At 64.4% G+C, this 26,787-nt stretch carries 28 protein-coding genes and 2 pseudogenes; 25 read left to right on the top strand and 5 right to left on the bottom strand.

The window, feature by feature from the left end:
• Nucleotides 1–106 precede the first annotated feature (106 nt).
• The 21 genes and pseudogenes from G5S42_RS25870 (at nt 107) to ureG (ending at nt 16,167) form a co-directional block, all read left to right on the top strand.
• The gene (locus G5S42_RS25870; RefSeq protein ID WP_176109342.1) at nt 107–760 is read left to right on the top strand and encodes a protein-L-isoaspartate O-methyltransferase family protein; all 654 of its coding nucleotides are present in this window, start codon (nt 107–109) and stop codon (nt 758–760) included.
• 89 nt (nt 761–849) lie between these two features.
• Nucleotides 850–1,173, top strand: a complete 324-nt coding sequence (locus G5S42_RS25875) for a rhodanese-like domain-containing protein (RefSeq protein WP_018431735.1) — start codon at nt 850–852, stop codon at nt 1,171–1,173.
• A 231-nt stretch (nt 1,174–1,404) separates the two neighbouring features.
• Nucleotides 1,405–1,557 (top strand): annotated as a pseudogene (locus tag G5S42_RS45810) (BPSL0067 family protein); the annotation flags it as partial.
• Nucleotides 1,551–1,976, top strand: coding sequence for an STY0301 family protein (locus G5S42_RS45815; RefSeq protein WP_376776961.1), 426 nt, complete (start codon nt 1,551–1,553; stop codon nt 1,974–1,976). The pseudogene G5S42_RS45810 and the gene G5S42_RS45815, both read left to right, overlap by 7 nt.
• A 7-nt stretch (nt 1,977–1,983) precedes the next feature.
• A pseudogene (locus G5S42_RS25885) lies at nt 1,984–2,082 on the top strand (rhodanese-like domain-containing protein); the annotation flags it as partial.
• A gap of 96 nt (nt 2,083–2,178) precedes the next feature.
• On the top strand, nt 2,179–2,580 hold the full coding sequence (locus tag G5S42_RS25890) for a hypothetical protein (RefSeq protein ID WP_246392078.1): 402 nt from the start codon (nt 2,179–2,181) through the stop codon (nt 2,578–2,580).
• Between the two features lie 414 nt (nt 2,581–2,994).
• On the top strand, nt 2,995–4,293 hold the full coding sequence (urtA, locus tag G5S42_RS25895; protein WP_176109344.1) for an urea ABC transporter substrate-binding protein: 1,299 nt from the start codon (nt 2,995–2,997) through the stop codon (nt 4,291–4,293).
• A gap of 191 nt (nt 4,294–4,484) precedes the next feature.
• Nucleotides 4,485–6,119, top strand: coding sequence for an urea ABC transporter permease subunit UrtB (gene urtB, locus G5S42_RS25900; protein ID WP_176110640.1), 1,635 nt, complete (start codon nt 4,485–4,487; stop codon nt 6,117–6,119).
• Nucleotide 6,120: 1 nt separating this feature from the next.
• A complete protein-coding gene (urtC, locus tag G5S42_RS25905) occupies nt 6,121–7,311 on the top strand; it encodes an urea ABC transporter permease subunit UrtC (RefSeq protein ID WP_176109345.1) in 1,191 nt (396 codons plus the stop codon).
• A 10-nt stretch (nt 7,312–7,321) separates the two neighbouring features.
• Complete coding sequence (gene urtD, locus G5S42_RS25910) at nt 7,322–8,185, top strand: urea ABC transporter ATP-binding protein UrtD (protein ID WP_176109346.1); 864 nt, start codon at nt 7,322–7,324, stop codon at nt 8,183–8,185.
• 50 nt (nt 8,186–8,235) lie between these two features.
• The gene (gene urtE, locus G5S42_RS25915) at nt 8,236–8,928 is read left to right on the top strand and encodes an urea ABC transporter ATP-binding subunit UrtE (RefSeq protein ID WP_176109347.1); all 693 of its coding nucleotides are present in this window, start codon (nt 8,236–8,238) and stop codon (nt 8,926–8,928) included.
• Nucleotides 8,929–9,079: 151 nt separating this feature from the next.
• Nucleotides 9,080–9,439, top strand: coding sequence for a hypothetical protein (locus tag G5S42_RS25920; RefSeq protein ID WP_246392079.1), 360 nt, complete (start codon nt 9,080–9,082; stop codon nt 9,437–9,439).
• Between the two features lie 59 nt (nt 9,440–9,498).
• On the top strand, nt 9,499–9,696 hold the full coding sequence (locus tag G5S42_RS25925) for a hypothetical protein (protein ID WP_176109348.1): 198 nt from the start codon (nt 9,499–9,501) through the stop codon (nt 9,694–9,696).
• A gap of 74 nt (nt 9,697–9,770) precedes the next feature.
• Nucleotides 9,771–10,640, top strand: coding sequence for an urease accessory protein UreD (locus G5S42_RS25930; RefSeq protein ID WP_176109349.1), 870 nt, complete (start codon nt 9,771–9,773; stop codon nt 10,638–10,640).
• Between the two features lie 215 nt (nt 10,641–10,855).
• Complete coding sequence (locus G5S42_RS25935; protein ID WP_176109350.1) at nt 10,856–11,668, top strand: transporter substrate-binding domain-containing protein; 813 nt, start codon at nt 10,856–10,858, stop codon at nt 11,666–11,668.
• Between the two features lie 110 nt (nt 11,669–11,778).
• Nucleotides 11,779–12,081: an urease subunit gamma gene (ureA, locus tag G5S42_RS25940; protein ID WP_008923043.1), complete on the top strand. Its 303-nt coding sequence runs from the start codon at nt 11,779–11,781 to the stop codon at nt 12,079–12,081.
• Nucleotides 12,082–12,106: 25 nt separating this feature from the next.
• Complete coding sequence (locus tag G5S42_RS25945; RefSeq protein ID WP_176109351.1) at nt 12,107–12,412, top strand: urease subunit beta; 306 nt, start codon at nt 12,107–12,109, stop codon at nt 12,410–12,412.
• 87 nt (nt 12,413–12,499) lie between these two features.
• On the top strand, nt 12,500–14,206 hold the full coding sequence (ureC, locus tag G5S42_RS25950; protein ID WP_176109352.1) for an urease subunit alpha: 1,707 nt from the start codon (nt 12,500–12,502) through the stop codon (nt 14,204–14,206).
• A gap of 2 nt (nt 14,207–14,208) precedes the next feature.
• Nucleotides 14,209–14,817 carry an urease accessory protein UreE gene (gene ureE / locus G5S42_RS25955; protein ID WP_176109353.1) on the top strand — a complete coding sequence of 203 codons (609 nt, stop codon included), beginning with the start codon at nt 14,209–14,211 and terminating at the stop codon, nt 14,815–14,817.
• A complete protein-coding gene (locus G5S42_RS25960) occupies nt 14,804–15,484 on the top strand; it encodes an urease accessory protein UreF (RefSeq protein ID WP_176110642.1) in 681 nt (226 codons plus the stop codon). Before ureE ends, G5S42_RS25960 begins: the two co-directional genes overlap by 14 nt.
• A gap of 20 nt (nt 15,485–15,504) precedes the next feature.
• On the top strand, nt 15,505–16,167 hold the full coding sequence (ureG, locus tag G5S42_RS25965; protein ID WP_176109354.1) for an urease accessory protein UreG: 663 nt from the start codon (nt 15,505–15,507) through the stop codon (nt 16,165–16,167).
• 12 nt (nt 16,168–16,179) lie between these two features.
• Here ureG and G5S42_RS25970 read toward each other — a convergent pair whose 3' ends face one another.
• From G5S42_RS25970 to G5S42_RS25990, 5 genes are all read right to left on the bottom strand, one after another.
• Nucleotides 16,180–16,929: a Fic family protein gene (locus G5S42_RS25970; RefSeq protein ID WP_176109355.1), complete on the bottom strand. Its 750-nt coding sequence runs from the start codon at nt 16,927–16,929 to the stop codon at nt 16,180–16,182.
• A 126-nt stretch (nt 16,930–17,055) separates the two neighbouring features.
• Entirely contained in the window at nt 17,056–18,369 is a 1,314-nt protein-coding gene (gene waaA / locus G5S42_RS25975; protein ID WP_176109356.1) for a lipid IV(A) 3-deoxy-D-manno-octulosonic acid transferase, read from the bottom strand.
• A gap of 97 nt (nt 18,370–18,466) precedes the next feature.
• Nucleotides 18,467–19,351 (bottom strand): Kdo hydroxylase KdoO, encoded by an 885-nt coding sequence (gene kdoO, locus G5S42_RS25980; RefSeq protein ID WP_176109357.1) that lies wholly within the window; start codon nt 19,349–19,351, stop codon nt 18,467–18,469.
• A gap of 80 nt (nt 19,352–19,431) precedes the next feature.
• Nucleotides 19,432–20,373: a lipopolysaccharide heptosyltransferase I gene (gene waaC, locus G5S42_RS25985; RefSeq protein ID WP_246392210.1), complete on the bottom strand. Its 942-nt coding sequence runs from the start codon at nt 20,371–20,373 to the stop codon at nt 19,432–19,434.
• 234 nt (nt 20,374–20,607) lie between these two features.
• Nucleotides 20,608–22,002: a phosphomannomutase/phosphoglucomutase gene (locus G5S42_RS25990; RefSeq protein ID WP_176109359.1), complete on the bottom strand. Its 1,395-nt coding sequence runs from the start codon at nt 22,000–22,002 to the stop codon at nt 20,608–20,610.
• A 328-nt stretch (nt 22,003–22,330) separates the two neighbouring features.
• On the opposite strand from G5S42_RS25990, the gene G5S42_RS25995 reads away from it, so the two are divergent.
• The 4 genes from G5S42_RS25995 (at nt 22,331) to galE (ending at nt 26,724) form a co-directional block, all read left to right on the top strand.
• Nucleotides 22,331–23,593 (top strand): oligosaccharide flippase family protein, encoded by a 1,263-nt coding sequence (locus G5S42_RS25995; protein ID WP_176109360.1) that lies wholly within the window; start codon nt 22,331–22,333, stop codon nt 23,591–23,593.
• A complete protein-coding gene (locus G5S42_RS26000; protein WP_176109361.1) occupies nt 23,590–24,420 on the top strand; it encodes a glycosyltransferase in 831 nt (276 codons plus the stop codon). Before G5S42_RS25995 ends, G5S42_RS26000 begins: the two co-directional genes overlap by 4 nt.
• A gap of 119 nt (nt 24,421–24,539) precedes the next feature.
• Nucleotides 24,540–25,688: a glycosyltransferase family 4 protein gene (locus G5S42_RS26005; protein ID WP_176109362.1), complete on the top strand. Its 1,149-nt coding sequence runs from the start codon at nt 24,540–24,542 to the stop codon at nt 25,686–25,688.
• Between the two features lie 13 nt (nt 25,689–25,701).
• Complete coding sequence (gene galE, locus G5S42_RS26010; protein ID WP_176109363.1) at nt 25,702–26,724, top strand: UDP-glucose 4-epimerase GalE; 1,023 nt, start codon at nt 25,702–25,704, stop codon at nt 26,722–26,724.
• Nucleotides 26,725–26,787 lie beyond the last annotated feature (63 nt).

The following is a 26,787-nucleotide window of genomic DNA, read 5'->3' on the forward strand; positions in this document are numbered from 1 at the left end:
ACGCCTTTCGGAGGCCGCGGCCGCCGGCAATCCGCCGTGGCCGGGTCAGGACAAAAGTCAGCGGCAATCGTCGCCCGCTCGCCAAACCAAAACCGCCGAATCCACCATGAACATCGAGCAAGCGCGTTTCAACATGATCGAACAGCAGATCCGCCCCTGGGAAGTGCTCGACCAGGACGTGCTGAATCTGCTGTCGATCGTCAAACGTGAGAATTTCGTCCCCGCCGCTTACCGCGACCTCGCTTTCGCCGACTTCGAAGTGCCGCTGCCGGCCGGCCAGCACATGCTGGCGCCGCGCGTCGAGGCGCGCGTGCTGCAGGAGCTGGCGGTGAAGAAGCACGAAAGCGTGCTCGAAATCGGCGCGGGCTCGGGCTACATGGCGGCGCTGCTCGCGCATCGCGCGCAACACGTGCTGAGCATCGACATCGAACCGGAACTGGCCGAGCTTGCGAAGAGCAACCTGATCGCCAACGGCGTGCTGAACGTCGAAGTCGCGACCGGCGACGCTTCGCGCGGCTGGAGCGGCGCGGCGCCGTATGACGTGATCTGCGTGTCGGGCGGTCTGCCGGTGCTGCCGCAGGAAATCCTCGAACAGCTGAAGGTCGGCGGCCGTCTCGCGGCGTTCGTCGGCAGCGCGCCGGTGATGAAGGCGCAAATCATCACGCGCATCGACGAGAAGCAATACCGCATCTCCGACGTGTTCGAAACCTATGTCGAGCCGCTCGCCAATGCAGTGCAGCCGGCGCGGTTCAGATTCTAAGCGGCGGTTTTCGCTGCGCTTCGAGTTGTATTGTTGATCTGGACGGGCGGCGAGTAAGCCCACCGTCCCACGAACTGGATGTCTCGCTGATGCAAAATCTGACCGCTCCCGCACTCGCCGAATGGCTCGCCGATACCTCGCGTCCCGCACCCGTGCTGCTCGACGTGCGCGAGCCGTGGGAACTGCAAACCGCGTCGATGGCCGGCGTCGTGTCGATTCCGATGCGCGAGATTCCCGCGCGCAGCGAGGAACTCGATGACGACGCGCAGATCGTCTGCATTTGCCATCACGGCGCGCGCAGTGCGCAGGTCGCAATGTTCCTCGAATCGCGCGGACACACCAATGTGTTCAATCTGCAAGGTGGCATCGATGCGTGGTCGCGTCAGGTCGATCCGTCGGTTCCGACTTATTGAGGTTTGGCGCGAAGGTAGCGCGTTGAAACGGCGCAAGGGCTGATGGTCCTTGCGCCGTTTTTCTTTTGTGCTGTGCCTGGATGGGGGCAAAGACCCGCAAGTCAAGGTTTTGGCTTGCGGGGTCTTTGTTTTTTGCATACTCGTTATTCAGCCATATCTTTTCGGAATAGGCGCATACGGACGGTGGAGTTTCGCGCGTAGTCTTCGAGGCTTTAAAGTCACGACGAGACCGCTGCTATCTATCTCGGACAGGACGCTAGTGGTATTCAGGTCATGGATCAGTGGAACAGTCAGAACCGGGTACGCCGGCGAACTATTTATTGGCATCCGCATTGCAGTGGCTTGAGCAACGATGCGAATGCTTTCTCGGTGATCGAATGGTGAAATCTAATCTATTTGCGGTAGCGGTAATCGCGTCACTTGGCGCCGCTCTCGCGAATCAGGCTTGCGCAACAGCATTGACGTGCTTGCCATCAATTTCAGTCAATGAGTCATTGAGTCAACCGATATCCCAGGAATGGACTCCCCAGCTGGATACGTCACCCCGATTTTTGCAGGGGATAACATTCTTCGATGACGATCCTAAAAAGAACGCAAGCATCGTCCCTACTAGCGACACAGCGTTGACGGGCCACGACCGAATAGCCCGGTGGCGCTTTGGATCAAGCGGTATCCCGGTCTGGCTCGGGTGTCGATATGACGGCACTGGCATCGTGCTTACAAGGCAACTACCCGCTTCCTATAAAGAATGCCAGCTTGTTTATGGCCCGGGTCGAGTCGTCAAGAAGATTAGCTGCGACTAGTCAGGCTCACGAGCAGCGCACCGTGCAGGAGGCGATGTTCCTCGAATCCCGCGGACATGCCAACGTGTTGAATCTGCAAGGTGGGATAGACGCATGGTCGCGTTAGGTCGATCGGTCGGTTCCGACTTATTGAGGTTTGGCGCGAAGGTAGCGCGTTAAAGCGGCGCAAGACTAAATTATGTGCTCAGTGAAGATTTCGGCGATGTGCATCATTCTCTACAGCATATCAAATATAGCGATTGGCGCCGAAGGCGGTTTTAAAGGGGATTTTGAGGGAACAGGTCGTGCGTGTTCCGGTGCGCTCTACGTGCGAGCCAACACAATTGAATGGAATTCAACGTATAGCGTCTGTAAGTCGACACGCTACGAAATCTTGGAAAAGAATTTCAGCGATGATCAAAGACGCATTGTCTTTCACTTGAAAAATCGAGGTCGCCAGTGTCGATTCAAGATTGTGGAAGTTGAGCACGCAAGTGGGCACAACTGGAATGTGAGTGGTTACCAGTCCTTGGAAGGATTTCAAAAAAGGGATTTGCCAGACTGGAATAGTTCCCCGTTACCCGAACGGCAAGTTTTGTCGTGTTTAATGGTTGGACCAGATTAAGCTCATTGCGTGACACACCGCTTCCTAAAAATTTGTTAGCTGAATCCGGTGTGGGCAGCGCGCCCACGCCATGCACAAAAGCGCGGCGCCCCCAAGGCGCCTATGCACCACCGACGCCCCGCCTGCGCCAGCGACGCTTCGCTGGCGTCGAAGCACGCTTCGTCGCGGCGCGACGCGCACCCGAACGAGGCGCGCCGCGCGCGACTGCACCAGTTTCGCGCCGTGCCATCGATGGACCGAGTCGCCCCCCCCGCGCCCATAACCGCGCCACCACAGGCATCGCACGCGCATTGCGTCGAATGCATCACATGGCATATGCCTTGCAGTAGACGAGCGGCAAGCCGTGCGAGCTCAGCCAGGCTGGCTGAAATCGGCGCTCATAAACAGTGACCATCAATGACAAGGGGAAAGCACATGAAACGTCGCAGTCTGTTGAAGTACGGCTCCATGTCCGGCGCGCTCGCGCTCGCGGGCCGCGTGCCGTTCGCGCACGCGCAGTCCGATAGCGGTCCGATCAAGGTGGGCATCCTGCATTCGCTGTCCGGCACGATGGCGATCTCCGAGACGTCGCTGAAAGACACCGCGTTGATGACGATCGCCGACATCAACAAGAACGGCGGTGTGATGGGCCGTCAGATCCAGCCGGTGGTCGTCGACCCGGCGTCGAACTGGCCGCTGTTCGCCGAGAAGGCGCGCCAGCTTCTCACGCAGGACAAATGCGCGGTCGTGTTCGGCTGCTGGACCTCGGTGTCGCGCAAGTCGGTGCTGCCGGTGTTCGAGGAACTGAACGGCCTGCTGTTCTATCCGGTGCAGTACGAAGGCGAGGAAATGTCGCGCAACGTGTTCTATACGGGCGCAGCTCCTAACCAGCAGGCGATTCCCGCGACCGAATACCTGATGAGCGCCGAAGGCGGCGGCGCGAAGCGCTTCTTCCTGCTCGGCACCGACTATGTGTATCCGCGCACGACCAACAAGATCCTCCGCGCGTTCCTCAAATCGAAGGGCGTGCAGGAAGCCGACATTCAGGAGGTTTATACGCCGTTCGGTCACAGCGACTATCAGACCATCGTCGCCAACATCAAGACCTTCTCGCAAGGCGGCAAGACCGCGGTGATCTCGACCGTGAACGGCGATTCGAACGTGCCGTTCTACAAGGAACTCGGCAACCAGGGGCTGAAGGCGTCGGATGTGCCGGTCGTCGCGTTCTCGGTCGGCGAAGAGGAACTGCGCGGCATCGATACGAAGCCGCTCGTCGGCAATCTTGCGGCCTGGAATTACTTCATGTCGGTGCGCAACCCGTCCAACGAGAAGTTCAAGAAGCAATGGGCCACGTGGGTCAAGGACAACAACCTGCCGGGTGGCACGAAGCGAGTGACCAACGATCCGATGGAGGCGACCTTCGTCGGCATCCATATGTGGAAGCAGGCGGTCGAGAAAGCAAAGAGCACCGACGTCGACAAGGTGCGCGTCGCGATGGTCGGGCAGACCTTCGCGGCACCGTCGGGCTTCACGCTGGAGATGGACGGCAACCACCATCTGCACAAGCCGGTGATGATCGGCGAGGTACGCGCGGATGGCCAGTTCAACGTCGTGTGGCGTACCAAGGGGCCGATCCGCGCGCAACCGTGGAGCCCGTTCATCGCCGGCAATGCGGGCAAGCCGGATGTGGTCAGCTCGATTCCGGCGTTCCTGCGGCGCTCGCGCGTTGCGTGACGTGTCGGCGTGAGTCGCACCGTGGCGCGCGCGGCGAACCGCGCGTATCTCGCCGCAGCAGCCGCGTGCCGCGACGTGCGGCCTGCGTACCGGCACGCGCAGCGCACGCGCGGCGACGCCCCGCTGAAGCGGCGGCGGCACCCTCGCGCGTCCGAGCGGCTCATCGATTCAATCCAGTGCAAAAGGCCATCATGGCGTTTTCATTTCCGACTTCCGTACGACGACGCGGCGCGGCGCTCCTGCTGCCGCTCGCGGTCCTTCTCGCCGCCGCGCCGGGCGCCGCATTCGCGCTGACCCAGGCCGACGTCGCGCCGCTCGCCGGCGACGACTTCGAGGCGAAGTCCGCCGCGATCGACAAACTGATCGCCACGCACGATACCGCGTCGCTCGCGGTGCTGAAGGCCCTCGCCGACGACAGCGCGCTCGCCACCGACTCAGGCGCGGTACTGCTGCAGGACGGCGATGCCACCCGCGATGCCGTCACCGGCCAACCGGTCGCCGCGAACGACGGGCAACCCATCACGCTGAACAACCTGCTGCGCTCGAAAGTAGCGGGCGCGCTGTCGGGTCTGCAACTCGCGTCGCCCGACCAGGCGACACGCGCAGCCGCCATCGATGCGCTGCTGAAAAACCCCGATCCATCGATCAAACCGCTGGTGGACGCCGCGCGCGCCAAAGAAACCGATCCCGCGCTGAAGAAGCGTCTCGACACGCTGTGGGCGATGAGCGCATTGCACGACCCGGACCCTTCGAAGCGTCTCGAAGCCGTGCAACTGGTCGCCGCGCGCCACGACCTCGAAATGAACGAGTTGCTGCGCCCGCTAGTCGCGAAGAAAGCCGACGGCACGTTTGCCGAAACCGACGAACGCGTGCGCGCGGCCGCGCAAAGCGGCATCGACGAGCTCGATGCGATCCAGCGCCGCAGCCAGATCGCGGGCACGCTGTTCGCCGGGCTGTCGCTCGGCAGCGTGCTGCTGCTCGCCGCGCTCGGCCTGGCGATCACGTATGGCCTGATCGGCGTGATCAACATGGCCCACGGCGAATTCCTGATGATCGGCGCCTACGCGACCTACGTCGTGCAGAACCTCGTTCAGCGCTTCGCGCCCAACGCGTTCGACTGGTATCCGCTCTTCGCGATACCGGCCGCCTTCGTCGCGGCCGCGCTGGTCGGCATCGTGCTCGAGCGGCTCGTACTGAAGCATCTGTACGGCCGCCCGCTCGAAACGCTGCTGACCACCTTCGGCGTGAGCCTGATCCTGATTCAGGCGACCCGCATGCTGTTCGGCGCGCAGAACGTCCAGGTCGTCAATCCGTCGTGGATGAGCGGCGGCGTCACCGTCCTGCCGAACCTGATCCTGCCGTACAACCGGCTCGCGATTCTCGCGTTCTCGCTGATCGTCGTCGCGATCGCGTGGGCCGTGCTCACGCGCACTCGGTTGGGTCTGTTCGTGCGCGCGGTCACGCAGAACCGCCGGATGGCCGCGTGCGTCGGCGTAAAAACCGCGCGCGTCGATTCGTATGCGTTCGCATTCGGCGCGGGCATCGCGGGGCTCGGCGGCTGCGCGCTGTCGCAGATCGGCAATGTCGGGCCCGACCTCGGCCAGAGCTACATCATCGATTCCTTCATGGCGGTCGTGCTAGGCGGTGTCGGCCAGCTTGCGGGCACCGTGCTCGGCGGCTTCGGCCTCGGGCTCGTCAGCAAGGCGATCGAACCGTTCTGGGGCGCGGTGCTCGCGAAGATCGCGGTGCTCGTGCTGATCGTGCTGTTCATCCAGAAGCGTCCGCAGGGCATGTTCGCCCTGAAGGGCCGCAGCGCGGAGGCATGAGATGGCATCGGCTACTTCATCGGCGAACCCCTCTTCCGCAGCGTCGTCGCGCGCGGGTGCCGGCGCCGCGCGCGAGTTCAACACCGGCTTTGCGCTCGGCCTGCCACCGCGGCCCGCGTTGCTGTCGCGTCGCGCGTGGCTCGCGCTGATCGCGTTGATCATCGTGGTCGGCCTCGGCGTGCCGTTCGCCGCGCTGGTAATTCCGCAGACGAGCGCCTTGCATCTGTCCGCGTACGCGATGACGCTGACCGGCAAGTTCATGTGCTATGCGATCGCCGCGCTGGCGCTCGATCTGGTGTGGGGCTACTGCGGCATCCTGAGTCTGGGTCACGCGTTGTTCTTCGCGCTCGGCGGCTATGCGATCGGTATGTACCTGATGCGCGCGATCGGTCACGACGGCAAGTACGGCAGCGATCTGCCCGACTTCATGGTGTTTCTCGACTGGCACCAGTTGCCGTGGTACTGGCAAGGCACGCAGCATCTCGGCTACGCGCTGCTGCTCGTCGTGCTGGTGCCGGCCGTGGTCGCGTGGGTGTTCGGCTTCTTCACGTTCCGTTCGCGCGTGAAGGGCGTGTATCTGTCGATCATCACGCAGGCGATGACCTTCGCCGCGATGCTGCTGTTCTATCGCAACGAAACGGGCTTTGGCGGCAATAACGGCTTCACCGACTTCAAGCGCATCGGCGGTTTTCCGATCACGCATCAGGGCACCCGCGCCGTGTTGCTGCTGATCACGTTCGCGGTGCTGATCGCCGCGTTCATCGGCGCGCGCGCGATCGTCACGTCGAAGCTCGGCCGTGTCGTGACCGCGGTGCGCGACGGCGAAACGCGGCTGATGTTTCTCGGCTACAGCCCGCTCGCGTACAAGCTGTTCGTGTGGACCGTGTCGGCGGTGCTGTGCGGCATCGCGGGCGCGTTGTACGTGCCGCAGGTCGGCATCATCAATCCGGGCGAGATGTCGCCGGGCAACTCGATCGAAATGGCGATCTGGGTGGCGGTCGGCGGACGCGGCACACTGATCGGACCGATCATCGGCGCGTTCGCGGTGAACGGCGCGAAGAGCTTCTTTACGGCGAACTTCCCCGAATACTGGCTGTTCTTTCTCGGCCTGATCTTCGTGCTGGTGCCGCTGCTGCTGCCGAACGGCATCATGGGTCTCGCCGATCTGCTGACGCGCAAAAGAAACCGCTGAGGAACTGCTGATGAACGAAAACCCGATGGTTCCCGATCTGGATTTGCCCGAAGCACCGGCGCAACGCTCGCTGAGCGGCGTCGCGAGCATGGGGCACACGGTCGTGCCCGGCGAGATCGACGTATCGCACGGCACGATCCTGTACCTCGAAGACGTGACCGTCAGCTTCGACGGCTTTCGCGCACTCAACGCATTGTCGCTCGCGATCGACGCGGGCGAACTGCGCTGCATCATCGGTCCGAATGGCGCGGGCAAGACGACGATGATGGACGTGATCACGGGCAAGACCGCACCCGATCACGGCAAGGTGTTTCTCGGCCAGTCGATCGATCTGACGCGGATGAACGAACCGGCGATCGCGCGCGCCGGCATCGGCCGCAAGTTCCAGAAGCCGACCGTGTTCGAGCAGCATCCGGTGTGGGAAAACCTCGAACTCGCGATGAAAACCGACAAGGGCTGGTGGGCGTCGCTGCGCGCGCGGCTCGATCGCGACGCGCAGGCGCGCATCGAGCAAACGCTCGCGCTGATCGGGCTGGAAAGCGAAGCGCGCAGGCTCGCCGGCGAGCTATCGCACGGCCAGAAGCAGCGCCTCGAAATCGGCATGCTGCTCATGCAACGCCCAGCGCTGCTGCTGCTCGACGAACCCGCGGCCGGTATGACCGACGACGAAACGATGCAGCTCGCCGAATTGCTCAACCACCTGCGCGGCACCTGCTCGATGATGGTCGTCGAGCACGACATGGAGTTCGTCGCGGCGCTCGCGGGCGACACGGGCAAGGTGACGGTGATGGCCGAAGGCCGCGTGCTCGCGCATGGCACGCTCGACGAAGTGAAGCGCGATGAGACCGTGATCGAGTCTTATCTCGGCCGCTGATTGCAGCTCGAGGCGGTACCGCATCGTCAACCCGACAGGATGACTGAACCATGCTCGAAGTAGACCGACTGAACCAGTACTACGGCGGCAGCCATATTCTGCGCGACGTGAAGCTCACGGTGCCCGACCGCAAGCTGACGGTGCTGCTAGGGCGCAACGGCGTCGGCAAGACCACGCTGCTGCGCTGCCTGATGGGCGTCGTGCCCGCGAAAAGCGGTGCGATCGCGTGGCGCGGCGAACCGCTGATGAAACTACCCACGCATGCGCGCGTCGCCCAGGGGCTCGCCTACGTGCCGCAGGGCCGCGATATTTTTCCGCGCTTGACCGTCGAGGAAAACCTGCTGGTGGGCGCCGCCAGCAGAAGGTCGCCGAAGAAAATCCCCGAGCGCATCTACGAGCTGTTCCCGGTGCTGGAGGACATGCGCAACCGGCGCGGCGGCGATCTGTCCGGCGGTCAGCAGCAACAGCTCGCGATCGGCCGCGCGCTGATGAGCGAGCCGCAACTGCTGATCCTCGACGAGCCGACCGAGGGCATCCAGCCGTCGATCATTCAGGACATCGGCCGCACGCTGCGGCAGCTCGTCGAGGACATGGGCATGACGGTGCTGCTCGTCGAGCAGTACTACGATTTCGCCAAAGCGATCGCCGATCGTTACTGGGTGATGAGTCGCGGCGAAATCATCGCGGGCGGTGAAGGGGCGAACATGGATGCCGATGGAGTGCGGGGTTTGATTGCCGTGTAAGCGTTTTTTCAATCTGCAACAGCCATTAGAAAGCTTGCGGCCCGCGCCGTCGGCCCCGTCTGACGCGACTGAAGCTCACCACTCAAGTTATCCGCCGCGCAACCGTTACACAGGCTAGGCAGCGCCGCAACGGTTCGACGAGGTGGACACCATGGACGACAACAAGCAGGTCAGACGCGAGTTTTACAGGAACCCAGCCTCCTATTGCAGGGTGATGAACGTGGTGTCGGCGGTCACCTTCGGTTTATTCGAGGTGGACAGCGGCGGTACGGTCGGCATGCTGTCGGTGCGCTGGGAGAAGCTCGGCAACGAACTCGCGCCCCAGTTGCACGCGTACTACGACAGCTGGCACGTGCTTGCGTCGTTCCCCGACGTCCTCGCGAGAATGGCCGAGACGACCGGTCCGTCGTGTTCGCCGGAAGCTTTCTGTCAGCTCTTGCTCGACTGCGGATTCATCAATCGCGCGGAACGCGGCGTGGACGATCACGCCGCGCCGACCCGCGTGGGCTAGTCACTGCCGCGGTAAAACCAGCGTTAGCAACACAACATCGTTAAAGAAGGGAGAAAAGCATGTCCGTGACGGTTCACGTCGAGTATCAGTACTGCCGACATGGCAAGAAAGCAATCGAGACAGGCAGCGACTCGTTGACCGTCCAGGAAAACACCCCGCGCGCTATCGTCGCGCTGCTGCGGCTGCTGCATCCGCAGTGGGAGGGCATCAAGGTACTGTCGGTGACCGAGGCCTCGCCTGAAGGCACTGCGTCGTAGTCGCTGCCGCGCGGCTCTCGCGCCGCGACCGCGTGCTATCCTCGCCGCACGCCGGTTCCCCCCCTTTCATCCGCATGTCGCTCCACGAAAATCACGCCTCGCTCGCCGCCGCGCACTCCTCGTGGCGCGCGCGACTCGAACTCGGCTTCGTCGGCGGCGACGCTCGCACGACGCTCGCGCACCGGCTTCACGATGGGCCGCTGCGCGTGCAACGGCCGCTCTATCCGGAAGGCCCGGCGATCTGTCACGCGGTGATCGTGCATCCTCCCGGCGGCGTCGCGGGTGGCGATCAGCTCGACATCGACATCACGCTCGCCGCGCACACACATGCGGTGCTGACGACGCCGGGCGCAACCAAGTGGTACAAGTCGAATGGCCGCGCGGCGCGGCAGTGCATCGCGCTCAGGGTCGGCGAACAGGCGAAGCTCGACTGGCTGCCGCAGAACAACATCGTGTTCGATCACGCGAACGCGCAACTCGATTTTTCGCTGACGCTCGGCGCCGGCGCGAGCGCGATCGGCTGGGACGCGACGCAGCTCGGACGCCAGGCGGCCGGCGAACGCTGGTCGGCGGGTAGCTTGCGCGCGGTGTCGCGCATCGTCGGCGCGAATGGCGAGCTGCTGTGGTTCGAACGCGCGACTCTCAGCGCCGACGATCCGCTGCGCGACGCGCCGCAGGGTCTCGCCGGCTTTCCGGCCTACGGCACGCTGTGGGCCGTAGGCGCCGCTTGCGACGACGCGCTCGCCGAGTCGCTCACCGCGCAACTGCCGTTCGACGACACGTTGCGAGCGGCAGCCTCGTGCGTGACCAACGGCGTACTGCTCGTGCGCGCCGTGTCACGCTCGATGGAAACGCTGCAGCACGCGCTCACGCGCTGCTGGCTGCAACTGCGGCCAGTCGTGCACGGTGTCGCGGCGGTGCCGTTGCGGATCTGGTCGACCTGAGCGCGCGGCTTCCTTCTTTCGCCTTCATCACCCTCTTCGCGCACCAAGGCGGCGCACGCGCACGCCCCAACCATGTGCGCTAGCTGGCGCAGCGTGCCGCCCAGCCACAGCCCAGCGCGATGGCACACAGTTTGCGTTGCATTCGCCACTTCGCGGCCGGACACGAAGAAGCCAGCGACGACCCGACTCCAACGACACCACCACCGCTCACGCCGATGACCCGCACCCTCTCCCGCTCCGCGCGCCGCACCTTGCTGGCCGCATTGCTCGCCCTGCCCATCGTCGCCGACCTCGCGTTTCATGCGGGCGCCGCGCACGCCGACACGCTCGACAACATCGCCAAGGCCGGCGTGCTGAAGGTCGCCGTGCCCGAAGACTATCCGCCGTTCGGCTCGGTCGGTCCCGACATGAAGCCGCAGGGCTACGACATCGACACGGCCGCGCTGCTCGCCAAAGCGATGAACGTGAAGCTCGAACTGGTGCCGGTCAACAGCGCGAACCGCATTCCGTACCTGCAAACGGGCAAGGTCGATCTCGTGATCTCGTCGCTCGGCAAAACGCCTGAGCGCGAGAAAGTGATCGACTTCTCGAGCGCGTACGCGCCGTACTACCAGGGCGTGTTCGGTCCCGCCGATATCAAGGTCAGCGGTCCTGCCGATCTGACAGGCAAGACCGTCGGCGCGACGCGCGGCGCGCTCGAGGAAATCGGTCTCACGCAGATGGCGCCGAACGCGACGATCAAACGCTTCGAGGACAACAACGCGACGATCGCCGCTTTCCTGTCCGGCCAGGTGCAGCTGATCGCGGCCGGCAACATCGTCGCGGCCGCGATCCTCGCGAAAAATCCGCCGCGCCGTCCGGAACCGAAGTTCGTGATCAAGAACTCGCCGTGCTTCGTCGGCATGAATAAAAACGAGCCCCGTCTGCAACAGAAGGTCGATGCCGCCATCGCACAGGCCAAACACGACGGCACGCTCGGTGCGATGTCGAAGAAGTGGTTCGGCGCACCGCTGCCTGCCGATCTGTGATCCTGCAAGCACGACTGTAAGCGCGCCGTTAGCCGGGCTTGATACCGTGACCGGCTGATGGCGCGACGACCACGCCGCCACGACACCTCAACGCCGAGACCCACACCCCGATGAAGCTGACACCTCGCGAGAAGGACAAGCTGCTGATCTTCACCGCCGCGCTGCTCGCCGAACGGCGCCGTGCGCGCGGCCTCAAGCTGAACTATCCGGAAGCGGTCGCCTTCATCACCGCCGCGCTGATGGAAGCCGCGCGCGACGGCAAGAGCGTCGCCGAGGTGATGCACTACGGCACCACGCTGCTCACGCGCGCCGACGTGATGGAGGGGGTCCCCGAAATGATCCCCGACATCCAGGTCGAAGCGACGTTCCCCGACGGCACCAAGCTCGTCACCGTCCATCATCCGATTCCCTGAAGTCCTCTTCGTCAAGGCAGGCCCCATGATTCCCGGCGAACTCCTCATCGACGACGGCGAGCACGAACTGAACGCGGGCCGCGCGACGGTCACGGTGGTCGTGTCGAATACCGGCGACCGTCCCGTGCAGATCGGCTCGCATTACCACTTCTACGAAGTGAACGCCGCGCTGTCATTCGATCGCCAAGCGGCGCGCGGCTTTCGGCTGAATATCGCGGCGGGTACCGCGGTGCGCTTCGAGCCCGGCCAGGAGCGCACGGTCGAACTCGTCGCGCTGGCGGGCGAGCGCGTCGTGTACGGCTTCAACGGCAAGGTGATGGGCAAGCTGTGATGCGCTGCCCGCGCCCTGGCGTTTCGACCGCCCTGCTCCGCCATGCGTTGCTTTTAGCCCGCTTGTAGCTCACTCCGGACCCACACCATGACACTACGCATTGGCCGCCGCGCGTACGCGGAGATGTTCGGCCCCACCACCGGCGACCGCGTGCGCCTCGCCGACACCGAACTTCTGATCGAGATCGAACGCGACTTCACAACCTACGGCGAAGAGGTCAAGTTCGGCGGCGGCAAGGTGATTCGCGACGGCATGGGCCAGTCGCAGCGCGTGCATGCCGAGGTCGTGGATACCGTCGTGACGAATGCGGTGATCCTCGATCACTGGGGCATCGTGAAGGCCGACATCGGCATCAAGGACGGCCGCATCGCGGCGATCGGCAAGGCCGGCAATCCCGACATTCAGCCGAACGTGACGATCGCGATTGGCGCGGCCACCGAAGTGATCGCGGGCGAAGGGCTGATCGTGACCGCGGGCGGCATCGATACGCACATCCACTTCATCAGCCCGCAGCAGATCGAGGAAGCGCTCGCGAGCGGCGTGACGACGATGCTCGGCGGCGGCACCGGCCCCGCGACCGGCACGAATGCGACGACCTGCACGCCGGGGCCGTGGCATCTCGAACGCATGCTGCAAGCGGCCGATGGTTATCCGATGAATCTCGGCTTTCTCGGCAAGGGCAACGTGAGCCAGCCGGCACCGCTGACCGAACAGATCGCCGCTGGCGCGATCGGCCTGAAGCTGCACGAGGACTGGGGCACGACACCCGCGGCGATCGACAACTGTCTTTCCGTCGCCGACGATACCGACACGCAGGTTGCGATCCACACCGATACGCTGAACGAAGCGGGCTTCGTCGAAACGACCGTTGCAGCGTTCAAGGGCCGCACGATCCACACCTATCACACCGAAGGCGCGGGCGGCGGCCACGCGCCGGACATCATCAAGGTGTGCGGCGAAGCGAACGTGCTGCCGTCGTCGACGAATCCGACACGGCCGTACACGGTCAACACGCTCGACGAGCATCTCGACATGCTGATGGTGTGCCATCACCTCGATCCGTCGATTGCGGAAGACATCGCGTTCGCCGAATCGCGGATTCGCCGCGAGACGATCGCGGCCGAGGACATCCTGCACGATCTCGGCGCGCTTTCGATGCTATCTTCGGATTCGCAGGCGATGGGCCGCGTCGGCGAAGTGATCATCCGCACGTGGCAGACCGCGCACAAGATGAAGGTGCAACGCGGCGCGCTGCCCGAGGACAACGCGCGTCGCGACAATTTCCGCGCGAAGCGCTACGTCGCGAAGTACACGATCAATCCGGCGATCACGCACGGCATCGCGCATGAGGTCGGCTCGATCGAGCCTGGCAAGTGGGCCGATCTGGTGTTCTGGGAGCCGGCGTTTTTCGGCATCAAGCCGTCGCTGATCCTGAAGGGCGGCATGATCGCGATGGCGCAGATGGGAGATCCGAATGCATCGATTCCGACGCCGCAGCCCGTACATTATCGCGAGATGTTCGCGACGCGCGGTGGCGCGCTGGGTCGCACGTCGCTGACCTTCGTGTCGCAACTCGCCGCCGACGCGAACGTCGCCGAACGCTATGGTTTGGAAAAGCGCATCGTCGCGGTGAAGAACTGCCGCAGCGTGACGAAGGCCGACATGATTCACAACGCGTGGCGCCCCAACATCAGCGTCGATCCGGAAACCTACCAGGTGATCGCCGACGGCCAGCTGCTGACCTGCGATCCGGCCACCGTGCTGCCGATGGCGCAACGCTATTTCCTGTTCTGACCATGCGTACACTGAACAAACTTCTCGCGCCGCATCTGAAGGTTGCGCCCGTACTCGTCAAGCGAGCGCCGACGTTGACGCTCGCGTTCGATGAACGCCGCAAGAGCCGTCTTGCCGCGACGCTCGATAACGGCGAGGAAATCGCCTTGCTGTTGCCGCGCGGCACCGTGCTGCGCGATGGCGACGTGCTCGTCGCCGATGATGGCGGGCTCGTGCGTGTCGTCGCGGCTGACGACGCCGTGCTTGTGGTACGCGCTTCGGACGCGTTGACGTTGACGCGCGCCGCGTATCACCTCGGCAATCGTCATACGCCGGTCGAAGTGGGCACCGATTATCTGAAGCTCGAATACGATCCGGTGCTCGCCGACATGCTCGAGCGCATCGGCGCGACGCTCGAGCAGGTGTCGCTGCCGTTCCACCCTGAGACCGGTGCATATGGCGGCGGGCACAAGCATGGGCACGACGAGACGTTCGCCGAGGACTATGCGATCGCGCAACAGGTGTTTGGTGAGCATCATGGGCATGAGCACTCGCACGACCACGACCATGACCACGTGCACGACGAATCGTGCGGACATGGGCACCACTCGCATCACCATGCGCATCGCTGAACTCACAGCGCTGCTGCATCTCGCGTCGCCGGCGCTGCCGATCGGCGCGTTCAGCTATTCGCAGGGTCTCGAAGCGGCGATCGAAGCGCAACTCATCACCGACGCCGACTCCGCGCGCACGTGGATCGAGTGCGGGCTGACTGACGTGCTCGCGCGCGGCGAGTTGCCGTTCCTCGCGCAGCAGATCGAACGCTGGCGCACGCACGACGCCGTCGAACTCGCCGACGCCAACGCCGAATTCCTCGCGAGCCGCGAGTCCGCCGAACTGCGCCGCGAAACCGAGCAGATGGGGTGGTCGCTGCGGCAGTTGTGCGTGTCGCTCGAATGGGGCGATGCGGCGAGGCGCGAAACGCTCGCGTCGCTCGCGCCGCTCGCGCTGCCGAGCGCGTTCGCATTCGCCGCCTACGCGCACGATGCGTCCACCGATGCCGCGCTCGCCGCCTACGCGTTCAGCTGGGTCGAGAACCAGGCCGCCGCCGCGTTGAAGGCGGTGCCGCTCGGCCAGCTCGCGGGACAGCGCATCATCGTCGCGCTGCGCGAACCGATCGACGCAGCCGTCGCGCGCGGGCTCGCCATTTCGCGTGACGGCCTCAACACATTCGCACCGCAGCTCGGCATTCTGTCGGCGCGCCACGAGTCGCAGTATTCGCGGCTCTTCCGCTCGTAACACGATTTCCACGATCCATCATGAACGCACCTCATCATCCGGCTTCCCATACAGCGACCCAGACCCGCACGAAGAAGCTGCCGCCGCTGCGCGTGGGCGTCGGCGGCCCGGTCGGCTCGGGCAAGACCACGCTGCTGGAAATGCTGTGCAAGGCGATGCGCGACCAGTACGACCTCGTCGCGATCACGAACGACATCTATACGAAAGAGGATCAGCGTCTGCTGACCGTCGCGGGCGCGCTGCCGGCCGAGCGCATCATGGGTGTCGAGACGGGCGGCTGCCCGCACACGGCGATCCGCGAGGACGCGTCGATCAACCTCGAAGCGGTGGACCGCATGCTCACGCGTTTTCCGGACGCCGACATCGTGTTCATCGAATCGGGTGGCGACAATCTCGCGGCAACCTTCAGCCCGGAGTTGTCGGACCTGACGATCTATGTGATCGATGTCGCGGGCGGCGAGAAGATTCCGCGCAAGGGCGGACCCGGCATCACGAAGTCGGATCTGCTCGTGATCAACAAGACGGATCTCGCGCCGCTGGTGGGCGCGAACCTCGACGTGATGGCGTCGGACGCGAAGAAGATGCGCGGCGAGCGGCCCTTCGTGATGTGCAATCTGAAGGTGCTCGAGGGGCTCGACGAGGTGGTGAAGTTTATTGAGAAGAAGGGGTTGTTGAAGGTGTGAGCCAGTGACGTGTCACTCGCCAGGATGGCATTCGTGCAGGAATGCCATCATTTCGCTGCCATCCTTCGACAGATAGAAGCGCACCATCTTCTCGTTGAAGTCGGCCACGCGCTGAGCGGGCACGCTGATCGCATCGATACCGTTTGCCATCAGCACGCCGTTCATCATGAAGCGTGACGTGCGCTTGTTGCCGTCGAAGAAAAACTGCTGCAACGCGCCGAACAGGAAGAACGCACAGCCGCGTTCGAATGAATTGGAAACTTCTTCGCTGAGCGCGCGGACACCTGCGCCAAAAACCCGGTTGAGCTCTGGAGCACCAGGCACGGTCGGCAAAGGCGTATATCGCCCCGCCTCACCCAACGCGACGTCTGGCGTATAGCGCGTCTCTTCACCTTCACCGCGGAAAACACCCCATTCGAGCGCTTCGTTACGCGCGACGAGGCGATGCAGGTCGCAGAAAGTCGCCTTGTCGAGTGCGAACTGACCGTTTTGGACGATCACCAGCAGACGTTTCGAGCTCTCGGCGAGATTGAGGATCTGTTCCTGGTCGGAGATTTTCCGTCCGCCAACCGTGACGCCGTCGAGAAGCGTCTTAACCTCGGGGAACGTAAACGGATTCCCTTCCAGCACACTCGCATCCCAGACGAATTCCGGCAGCATGCGATGAAAACGGAAACACGCCCGTTTGATCGAATGGACCGGAATGTTCTGTGGTACCGCAGCGCGATCCCATTGAAAACCGAGTTCGGTGAAAAGCGTCATCGCAGGTGTTGAGAAAGCAGTTCAGATGGCAGGGCCGGTGCTTGCAGAACCCCAATGTGCGGAGAATAACTTATTTGTGGGCGCGTGAAGCGCAAGACCAGGGGCCACTTCGCGCGGCACCCTTGGTCACTCCGGCAACAACGCCGCCAACACATCCACCGTCCGCGCCGTCGCCCCGCGATGCCTCGCCGCAAACGCGGCAGCCGCACCGCCCATCGCGAGCCGCCGCGACTTGTCGCCGAACAGCTCGCGCAGTGCGCGCGCCAGATCGGCCGGGTCCTGCACCTGCACGGCGGCACCGGCCGCGACCGCATCGGCGGTGGCCTGCGTGAAGTTGAAAACGTGTGGCCCGATCAGCACCGGCACGCCGACCGCGCACGCTTCGATCAGGTTCTGTCCGCCGAGCGGCAGCAGACTGCCGCCGATGAACGCAAGATCCGATGCCGCGTAGTAAGCGCCCAACTCGCCCATCGAATCGCCGAGCAGCACGTTCACGTCGCGCGGCAGCGGTGGCACGCCATCGCCGGCGATGCGCGCGGCCGACGCGACCTTGGCATCGGGTGCCCAGTTCGATCGGCGTTCGAGCCGCAACCCCGCCTTCTCGACGAGCGCCGCGACTTCATTGAAGCGTTGCGGGTGACGCGGCACCAGAATCAGCAGCGCATCGTCGACGCCGAGCGCCGCGAACGCGTCGAGCACCAGCGCCTCTTCGCCCTCGCGCGTGCTCGCCGCGACCCACACGGGCCGCGTGCCGATCGCCGCGCGCCACGCGTGGCCGCGCGCCGCGAGTTCGGGCGGCGTGCTCATGTCGAACTTGAGATTGCCGAGCACCGCGACGTTGCGCGCGCCGAGCGAGGTCAGCCGCTCGGCATCGGACGGGCTCTGCGCGAGCACGCGCGCGAAGCCGCCGAACACGTCCTTCGTCGCGCCGCCGAACTTCGCCGCGCGCTTGAACGACCGCGCCGACATCCGCGCATTGGTCAGCACGAGCGGCACGTCGGCGCGCCGGCATTCGTCGATCAAGGTCGGCCATACCTCGGTTTCCATCACGAGACCGAGCGACGGCCGCCACGCGCGCAAGAAGCGCCGTACCGCATGCGGCATGTCGTACGGTAGATAGCTGCGCAACACGCGGTCGCCGAAAATTTCGCTGCCGGTCGCGCGGCCGCTCGGCGTCATGTGCGTGAGCAGAATGCGCGCGTCGGGGCGCGCCTTCATCAGCGCATCGATCAGCGGCTGGGCGGCGCGCGTCTCGCCAACCGACACCGCATGCACCCAGATCAACGGCGCGTTGTCTTCGGGCAAGCGTCCACGCGAATAACCGAAGCGCTCGCCGATATGCTCGCGGTAACCGCGCTCCTTGCGCGAACGGATCAACAGACGCAGCACGGCAAGCGGCGCGATCAGCCACCAGAGCGCGCGATAGATCGCTCTTAGCATCGGCGCTCCGCGTGGTTCGTCTTCGTCGCAAAGTCTCCGGCGCTGATACGCGCGATGCGGGCCGGCACCTGCCCGGCCCTCGAATCGACCGCCGCGCTCAAACCAGCGCCCTGCCCTTCAGGCGCTCGAGAATGCCGAGCGGCGCGCATTCCGGCTGCGCCATCGCCTTCACCGGCAGGAAGAAAGTCTGCTCCAGCATGAACTGGCCGGACATCACCGCGTGCGAAGTCTGGTCGGAGAAGCACACCCACACGCTGCCCGGCGGAAACGGCATGGTCTCTTGCGGACTCGTCTTCTGATAGTCGAGGTCGGCCTTCATGCCGTCGTGCAGATTGAGCATCAGATGGTCGTACTCGCTGCGCGGCGACTTCGTCACATGCAGCAGGTTCAGCAGCCACGCGGAGCCCGGCATCTGCGGCTTGATGCGCGGCAGGAAGCGCTGCGCCATGTCCTCGAACGGCTCGCCGACGCGCCATACGCGCGGCACGCCATGTGGGTTCACGTTGGTGAACACGCGCAGGATGCGCTCGCCGTAGTTAGGCCGCGACGGAAACGCATCGACGTGCAGACGGCTGTCGTCCTTGCGCCACGAGGTTTCGCGTGTCTCGACCTGATGCAGCCGCAGGCTCGTCGGCGCGACACGCAATTTGCCGTTGTACTCGGGAAAGAGCCCGTCGACGAGCGTGCGCGCATTCGCCTGATAACGCGCGATCAACGCGCGCACCGCCGATTGCGTGACCGCATCGCCGGCCACGCCGTGCAGCGCGCCGCCGTTCGGTTCGAGGCTGATGTTCTTGCGGTTCGGATCGGCGAGCGCCGGGTCGAGCAGCGCCTGCTCGCCGCCGTCGATCGCGAAGCGCAGGTTCGGGAAGTACAGCACCTTGCCGCGCTCGACGCCGGCGAGCAGCGTCTCGCGCGGCACGGACAGGTTGCAGCCGTGCCAGTCGGCGTTCGCTACTTCGATGATCTGGGATTCGTTCATGATCGCCCTTGGGAACGGAGGGTGCGCAAGGCGAAGCGCACCGGCGGGTGACAGCCCGTGCTGATGACTGCCGGCCCGGGTTACAGCAAACCAAACGCGGCCAGCGCCGACTTGACCTGCTGCAGCGTAGCCGGCTGACCGGCCGCGCCGAGATTGACGACGTTCGGCGACCAGTACCCGCCGGTGCGCCACGCAGTCGAGAAATTGTACAACTCGACCGTGGGCCGCTTCAGCGCCGCCGCGATGTGGACCAGACCTGTGTCGACCCCGACCGTCGCGGCCGCGCCATCGATCAGCCCGACCACCGCCGGCAGCGACAGCTTCGGCGGCACGATCGCGGCCGCGCCGAATTCCTTCGCGAGCCGCTCGCTGGTCGCGCGCTCGGCGTCGCTGCCCCACGGCAGCACGATCGACGCGCCGCGCCGCACCAGCGTTTGCCCGAGTTCGATCCACGCGGCGTCGGGCCACTGCTTGTCGGCGCGCGAAGTCGCGTGCACGAACACCACGTACGGCACCGGCAGATTCAGATTGGCTTGCGACAGCGCGAGCGCGGCACGGCCCGTATCGAGACCGAAGTCGATGTCGTCGGTGGGTTGCGGCGGCGGATCGTTCAGCGCCGCGGCCACCAGTTGCCGCGTGCGTTCGACCACGTGCGTGCGTGGCGCGATCGGCACGCGCCGCCCGTAGAAGAAGCGCACCGGCCATTCGTAGCCGGCGCCGTCGGTGCGGTTGCCGAGGCCGACGAGAGGTCCGCGCGCCATGCTAGCGACCCACGCGGTCTTGATGAGCCCCTGGCAGTCGATCACCAGATCGTAGTGCTCGGCGGCGAGCGCGCGACGAAACGCGCCGATCTCGCGCCAGTTGTCGACGGACAGGATGCGCTTGCGCCAGCGCCGCAGCGACACCGGAATCGCGCGCCGCACGCCGCTCACGAGCTCCACGAGCCCGACGAAGCTCTCCTCGACGAGCCAGTCGATCTGCGCTTCGGGATGGCGGCGCCGGATGTCGGCGATCACGGGCATGTTGTGAACGACGTCGCCCAGCGACGACACCCTCACGATGAGTATCTTTTGCGCGCTCAAGAGTGGGAAAACCGGCTATCCGGCTCGAAGATGCGTTGAAAGGACCGCAATTCTAGCGCGTCGGATATCAAAGACATGAAAAACGCGGCGCGGTAAGGCAACCCGCGCCGCGTTCGGTAGCGGCGAGCTTCGATCCGTCTTGACGAATATCGAAGCGCGCCGCCGCATCAGCCGTCAGAACGGCAGTTTCGCATCGGCCTTCTCCGCGAGAATCACGCGGCGGAAGTCGTCCTGGATGCGCTTGAGCGCCGCGTCGTTGTCGGCTTCGAAACGCATCACGACGACCGGCGTCGTATTCGACGAACGCGCGAGGCCGAAGCCGTCCGGATACTCGACGCGCAGACCGTCGATCTTCACGACGTTGTCCGCGCCGGTGAACTTGGCGTTCTGCTGCAAACGCGCGATCAGCTCGAAGTTCTCGCCTTCCTCGAGCTTCAGTTGCAGCTCGGGCGTGGAGTGCGAATTCGGCAGCGAGTTCAGCAGCTTGCTCGGGTCGGCGACGCGCGTGAGGATCTCGAGCAGACGCGCGCCGGTGTACAGGCCGTCGTCGAAACCATACCAGCGGTCCTTGAAGAACACGTGTCCGCTCATTTCACCGGCCAGCGGCGCGCCGGTTTCGCGCAGCTTCGCCTTCACGAGCGAGTGGCCGGTCTTCCACATCAGCGGCTCGCCGCCCTTGTCCTTGACCCACTTCGCGAGATTGCGCGTGCACTTCACGTCGTAGATGATCTGCGCGCCCTTGTTGCGAGACAGCACTTCTTCGGCGAACAGCATCAGCTGACGGTCCGGGTAGATGATCTGGCCATCCTTGGTGACGACGCCCAGGCGGTCGCCGTCGCCGTCGAACGCGAAGCCGATTTCCGCATCGGTTTCCTTCAGCGCGCGAATCACGTCTTCGAGGTTCTCCGGGTGCGCCGGGTCCGGGTGGTGATTCGGGAAGTTGCCGTCGACTTCGGTGAACAGCTCGACCAGTTCGCAACCGAGCTTTTTGAACAGCTTCGGTGCGAGCGCGCCGGCCACGCCGTTGCCGGTATCGACGACGATCTTGATCGGACGCGCGAGCTTCACGTCGCTCGCGATGCGCTCGAGATACGCGTCGGCGATGTCGTATTCGGTGTAGCTGCCGTTACCGTCGGCGAAGTTCTCGTCGACGATGCGCTGATGCAGAGCGAGGATCTGCTCGCCGTAAATGGCCGCGCCGCGCAGGACCATCTTGAAGCCGTTGTAGTCCGGCGGATTATGGCTACCGGTCACGACGATGCACGAGTCGACCCGGCGCTCGCCGCCCGCGAGCTTCAACGGTACGCTCGCCGCGAAGTAGCCGACCGGCGTGGGCACCATACCCACGTTCACGACGTCGACGCCGGCCGCACGTAGGCCGTCGGACAGCGCGCCGATCAGTTCGGGGCCCGACAGGCGCCCGTCGCGCGCGACCACGACCGCGTCGCCGCCCTGCGCGCGCACTTCGCTGCCGAAGGCGCGGCCGATGGAACGCGCTGCGTCCGCGTCGAGCGTCTTGCCAATGACGCCACGAATGTCATACGCCTTGAAAATCGATTTGGAGATCATGTTGGCTCACTTGCGTGCAATGGAAAATTTTGACCTGCGCACAGACGATAACCGGTAAAAACGCGGAAAAAATCGCATTAAAAACCACCGTAATACGCGCGTTAAAAAATCGCGTTATCACGCCTCGTTGCGCCCTTGCCGGAAGCGGTCCGGTTCCAACTTATAATTGCGTTCTTCTGACCAGCCTGAATAACGCCATTCTAATGCTTAGACGCCCTCCCTTTGTAAAGTTGCCGTGGCTGCCGGCCGGGCGGGCGAACGCGCATAGCGCCGCATGCATGGCCGCACGAGGTGGCTTGACCGACGCGCAGCGGCGAGCGGCCAACGGATGCTGACACTCAAGCGCTTCGCCAATCCCGACGTCACGCGCGCGTTTACGAACATCGTCTGGCTGGGTCTCGAACGGCTCACGCAGATCGGCGTGGCAATCGTGATCAGCGGCATCCTCGCGCGTTATTTCGGACCCGATACGTTCGGCAAATGGCAGTACGCGAACACGCTGCTGCTGGTGCTGTCGCCGATCACATGGGTGTGCGGCGCGGAAATCCTCGTACCGACCATCGTCAACCGGCCGCCCGAACAACTCGGTACCGTACTCGGCAGCGCGTTCGCGTTGCGTTTCTCCGTCTCGGCCGTCGCGCTGCTGCTCACGTGGCTCGGCATTGCGCTGCATTTCTTCGAGCCGCTCGTCGGCGCGATGCTCGCCGGCCTCGCGCTCACGATGCTGTTTCGCGAGCCGTTCGTCGGCGTGATCAACGCGTGGCTGCAAAGCATGACCTACAGCAAGCCGCAGTTGCTGACCAGCATGAGCACCGCTGTGATCAAGGCCGGCCTCGTCTATCTGCTGGTGCGCGCGACGGCCGCGCCCGCACGTTTCGGCTGGCTGTGGGCGCTCGAATCGGCGGCGATCGGCGCGGTGCTGTTGCTCTACTTCATGCGCCGGCATGGCGGCAAGCTGGGCTGGCATGTCGAACGTTCGCTCTTCAAGCACTTCGCGAGCGCGGGCACGGTATTCTGGCTCGGGCTCATCTGTATGTATCTGTTCCTGAAGCTGGACCGGCTGATGCTCGAGCGCGCGATTTCGTTCGCCGACCTCGGACGCTACTCGGCCGCCCAGCAGTTGAATGAAAACTGGATCACGCTCGCGCTGATGCTCGCGCAAACCATTGCGCCCGCCTTCGTCTACCGCGTGCAAGGCATCGCGCAACTGCGCCGCAACATGTGGCGGCTCACCGCGCTGACCGCCGTGCTGATGGTGTGCGGCGCGTTCGTGCTCGATCTGCTCGCGGGCTTCATCATCCGCCGCGTGTTCGGGCCGGATTTCGAAGGCGCGATCGAGATCTTCCGCTGGGCCGTGTGGCTGTCGGTGCCCGCCGGTATCGAGGCGATCGGCAATCTGGTCGTGCTCAAGTATCAGGCCAAGTTCGTGTTGCTGGCGAAGTGGCTGCTCGCGCTCGCCGTCGCGTTCGCCGTCAATCTATTGGCGATCCCGCGACTCGGCGCGTATGGCGCGCTCGTCGGCCTCGCGGCCGGCTATCTGGCGGCCGCCTCGGTTAATCTTTATTACATCCGTTTCAAATTGCGCCCATGACGAATTCATCCGCCACCGCGCAAACCACGCTCGACGACGTCGCGGTGCTGATGCCCGCCTACAACGGCCAGGCGGACGTCGATTCTACGCTCGCGTCGTTTGAAGAAAGTGCGCTGGTGCACGTTTTGATCGTCGATGACGGCAGCACACCGCCGATCGTCGCGCCCACGCTGCCGAACCTGAAGATCGAAGTGCTGCGCATGGCGCGCAACAGCGGCATCGAGCGCGCGCTGCAAACCGGCATCGATGCGCTCGCGCAGCGCGGCTTTCGTTTTGCGGCGCGCATCGACGCGGGCGATCGCGCGGTGCCCCAGCGGCTCGCGAAGCAGCGCGCGTTCATGGGAGCGCATCCGAACGTGGCGGGCCTCGGCATGTGGACCCAGGTCGTCACGCGTGCGGGCGAGCCGCTTTTCATGCTGACGCCGCCGGCCGAGCCCCATGTAATTCGGCGCCAGCGCTTTTTCCGCTCGTGCCTCGCGCATCCGTCGATGATGCTGCGTATCGATGCCGTCCGCACAGTCGGCAACTACCGCGCCGCGTATCCTTCGGCCGAGGACCTCGATCTGTTCTTACGTCTGATGGAACGCTACGACTGCGCGAATCTGCCGGAGCTCGGCCTTTTCTATGAGCTGAACGAAGGCGGCATCAGCGCGACGAAGCGGCGCCGGCAGATCGGTTCGACGCTGCGTTTGCAGTTGCGCTATTTCAACGTGGCCAATCCATACGACTGGCTGGGCCTCGCGAAGAATCTGTCGCATCTGCTGCTGCCTTATCGCACGTTGCAGCGGGTCAAGCGCGCGCTGCTCACGCCGCGCGCGAGCCGTTGAGGCGCGCCGCGTGTGAGCGCTGTCGCTGCCGCATGGTTCGCTGAGCTTCGCGCCGCTGCGTACGGCGCTGTTTTCGTATCACTGGTCCACACTTCATTCAACGCCGTGCCCTTTTTCGCATGAAGCCCTCTTTCAAGTCGACGCCCGCGCTGCGCATTACACTCGTCTGCAACACGGCCTGGGCAATCTATACGTATCGGCAAGGGCTGATCCGCACACTGATCGGGCGCGGGGTCGATGTGACGGTGCTTGCGCCGCGCGACCGCACGTTCGAGCTGCTCGCCGCGATGGGCTGCCGTTGCATCGAGCTGCCGATGGCGTCGAAGGGCACGAGTCCGGGCGAAGATCTGCGCACGCTCTTCGCGCTCTATCGGCAGTACAGGACGATCCGTCCGCACGTGGTGTTTCACTACACGATCAAGCCGAATATCTACGGCTCGATCGCGGCGAAGCTGGCTGGCGTGCAGTCGGTGGCGGTCACCACGGGGCTCGGCTATGTGTTCATCCAGCACAGCCGCGCCGCGCAGATTGCTAAAAGGCTGTATCGTTTCGCGTTCCGCTTTCCGCGTGAAGTGTGGTTCCTGAATCGCGACGATCAGGCCGCGTTCATCGACGGCAAGCTGCTCGCGCATCCCGAGCGCGCGCGGCTGTTGCACGGCGAGGGCGTCGATCTCGAACAGTTCGCGTTCACGCCGCTGCGCGCTCGGGCGGAGTTTCGCTTCGTGCTGATCGGGCGGCTGCTGTGGGACAAGGGCGTCGGCGAATACGTCGAGGCCGCGCGGCAATTGCGCGCGCGCTATCCTCATGCGCGCTTCCAGTTGCTCGGGCCGGTCGGCGTCGACAATCCGAGCGCGATCACGCGCGACGAAGTCGCCGCGTGGGAACAGGAGGGCGTGATCGAATATCTGGGCGAAGCGCACGACGTGCGGCCGTTCATCGCCGATGCCGATTGTGTCGTGCTACCGTCGTATCGCGAAGGCGTGCCGCGCACGCTGATGGAAGCATCGGCGATGGGCCGGCCGATCGTCGCGACCGACGTGCCCGGCTGCCGCGAGGTAGTGGCCGACGGTGTCAACGGCTTGTTGTGCGAAGCGCGTAATGCGCAGAGCCTCGCCGCGAGTCTCGCGCGCATGCTCGATATGAGCGACGCGGAGCGGCGCGCGATGGCGGAACGCGGCCGGCAGAAAGTCGCGACCGAATTCGACGAACGCATGGTCGTCGAAACGTATAAAGACCTGGTCCAGAAAATCACGGGTGTTTTACTTTAATGGGAGCAACAGCATGACCACAAAGGGCACGATTCTGGTAACCGGCGGCGCGGGTTTCATCGGCTCGCACACCTGCGTCGAACTGCTGAACGGCGGCTACGACGTCGTGGTGATCGACAACCTCGTGAATAGCAAGCGCGAATCGTTGCGGCGCGTCGAGCAAATAACCGGCCGTGCGGTGAGCTTCTATGACAACGACGCGCGCGACGCAGCCGCGCTGCAGCGCATTTTCGATGCGCATCCGATCACCGGCGCGATCCATTTCGCGGCGCTGAAAGCGGTCGGCGAATCGGTCGCGAAGCCGATCGAGTATTACGCGAACAACGTCGGCAGCCTGCTGACGCTGCTCGGCGTGATGCGCGATCGCAACGTCAAGCAGTTCGTGTTCAGTTCGTCGGCCACGGTGTACGGCGTGCCGAAAAGCTCGCCGATCGACGAATCGTTCCCGCTGTCGGCGACCAATCCGTATGGTCAATCGAAGCTGATTGCCGAGCAGATCTTGCGCGATCTGGAAGTGTCGGACCCGTCGTGGCGCATCGCGACGCTGCGCTACTTCAATCCGGTTGGCGCGCATGAGAGCGGCCTGATCGGCGAAGATCCGGCCGGCATTCCGAACAACCTGATGCCGTACGTCGCGCAGGTCGCGGTCGGCAAGCTCGAAAAGCTGCGCGTATTCGGCGGCGACTACGAGACGCCCGACGGCACCGGCGTGCGCGATTACATCCACGTGGTCGATCTCGCGCGCGGGCATCTCGCCGCGCTCGATGCGCTCGCCGAGCGCGATGCGAGCTTCGTCGTCAATCTGGGCACGGGCCAGGGCTATAGCGTGCTCGACGTGGTGCGCTCGTTCGAGAAGGCGTCGGGCCGACCGGTGCCGTACGAGATCGTCGCGCGCCGCCCGGGCGACGTCGCGCAGTGTTTCGCGGACCCGAGCGCGGCCGAGAAGATCATCGGCTGGCGCGCGCAGTTCGGTATCGAGCGCATGTGCGCGGACCACTGGCGCTGGCAGTCGACGAATCCGCAGGGGTTTGCTTAACGCGCTTCGGCGTCATCGCGTCGGGATAAAAAACGGCGGCGGCATTCGCATAACGCGGATACC

The organism is Paraburkholderia youngii (assembly GCF_013366925.1).
In the GTDB taxonomy this organism is placed as follows: Bacteria; Pseudomonadota; Gammaproteobacteria; order Burkholderiales; family Burkholderiaceae; genus Paraburkholderia; species Paraburkholderia youngii.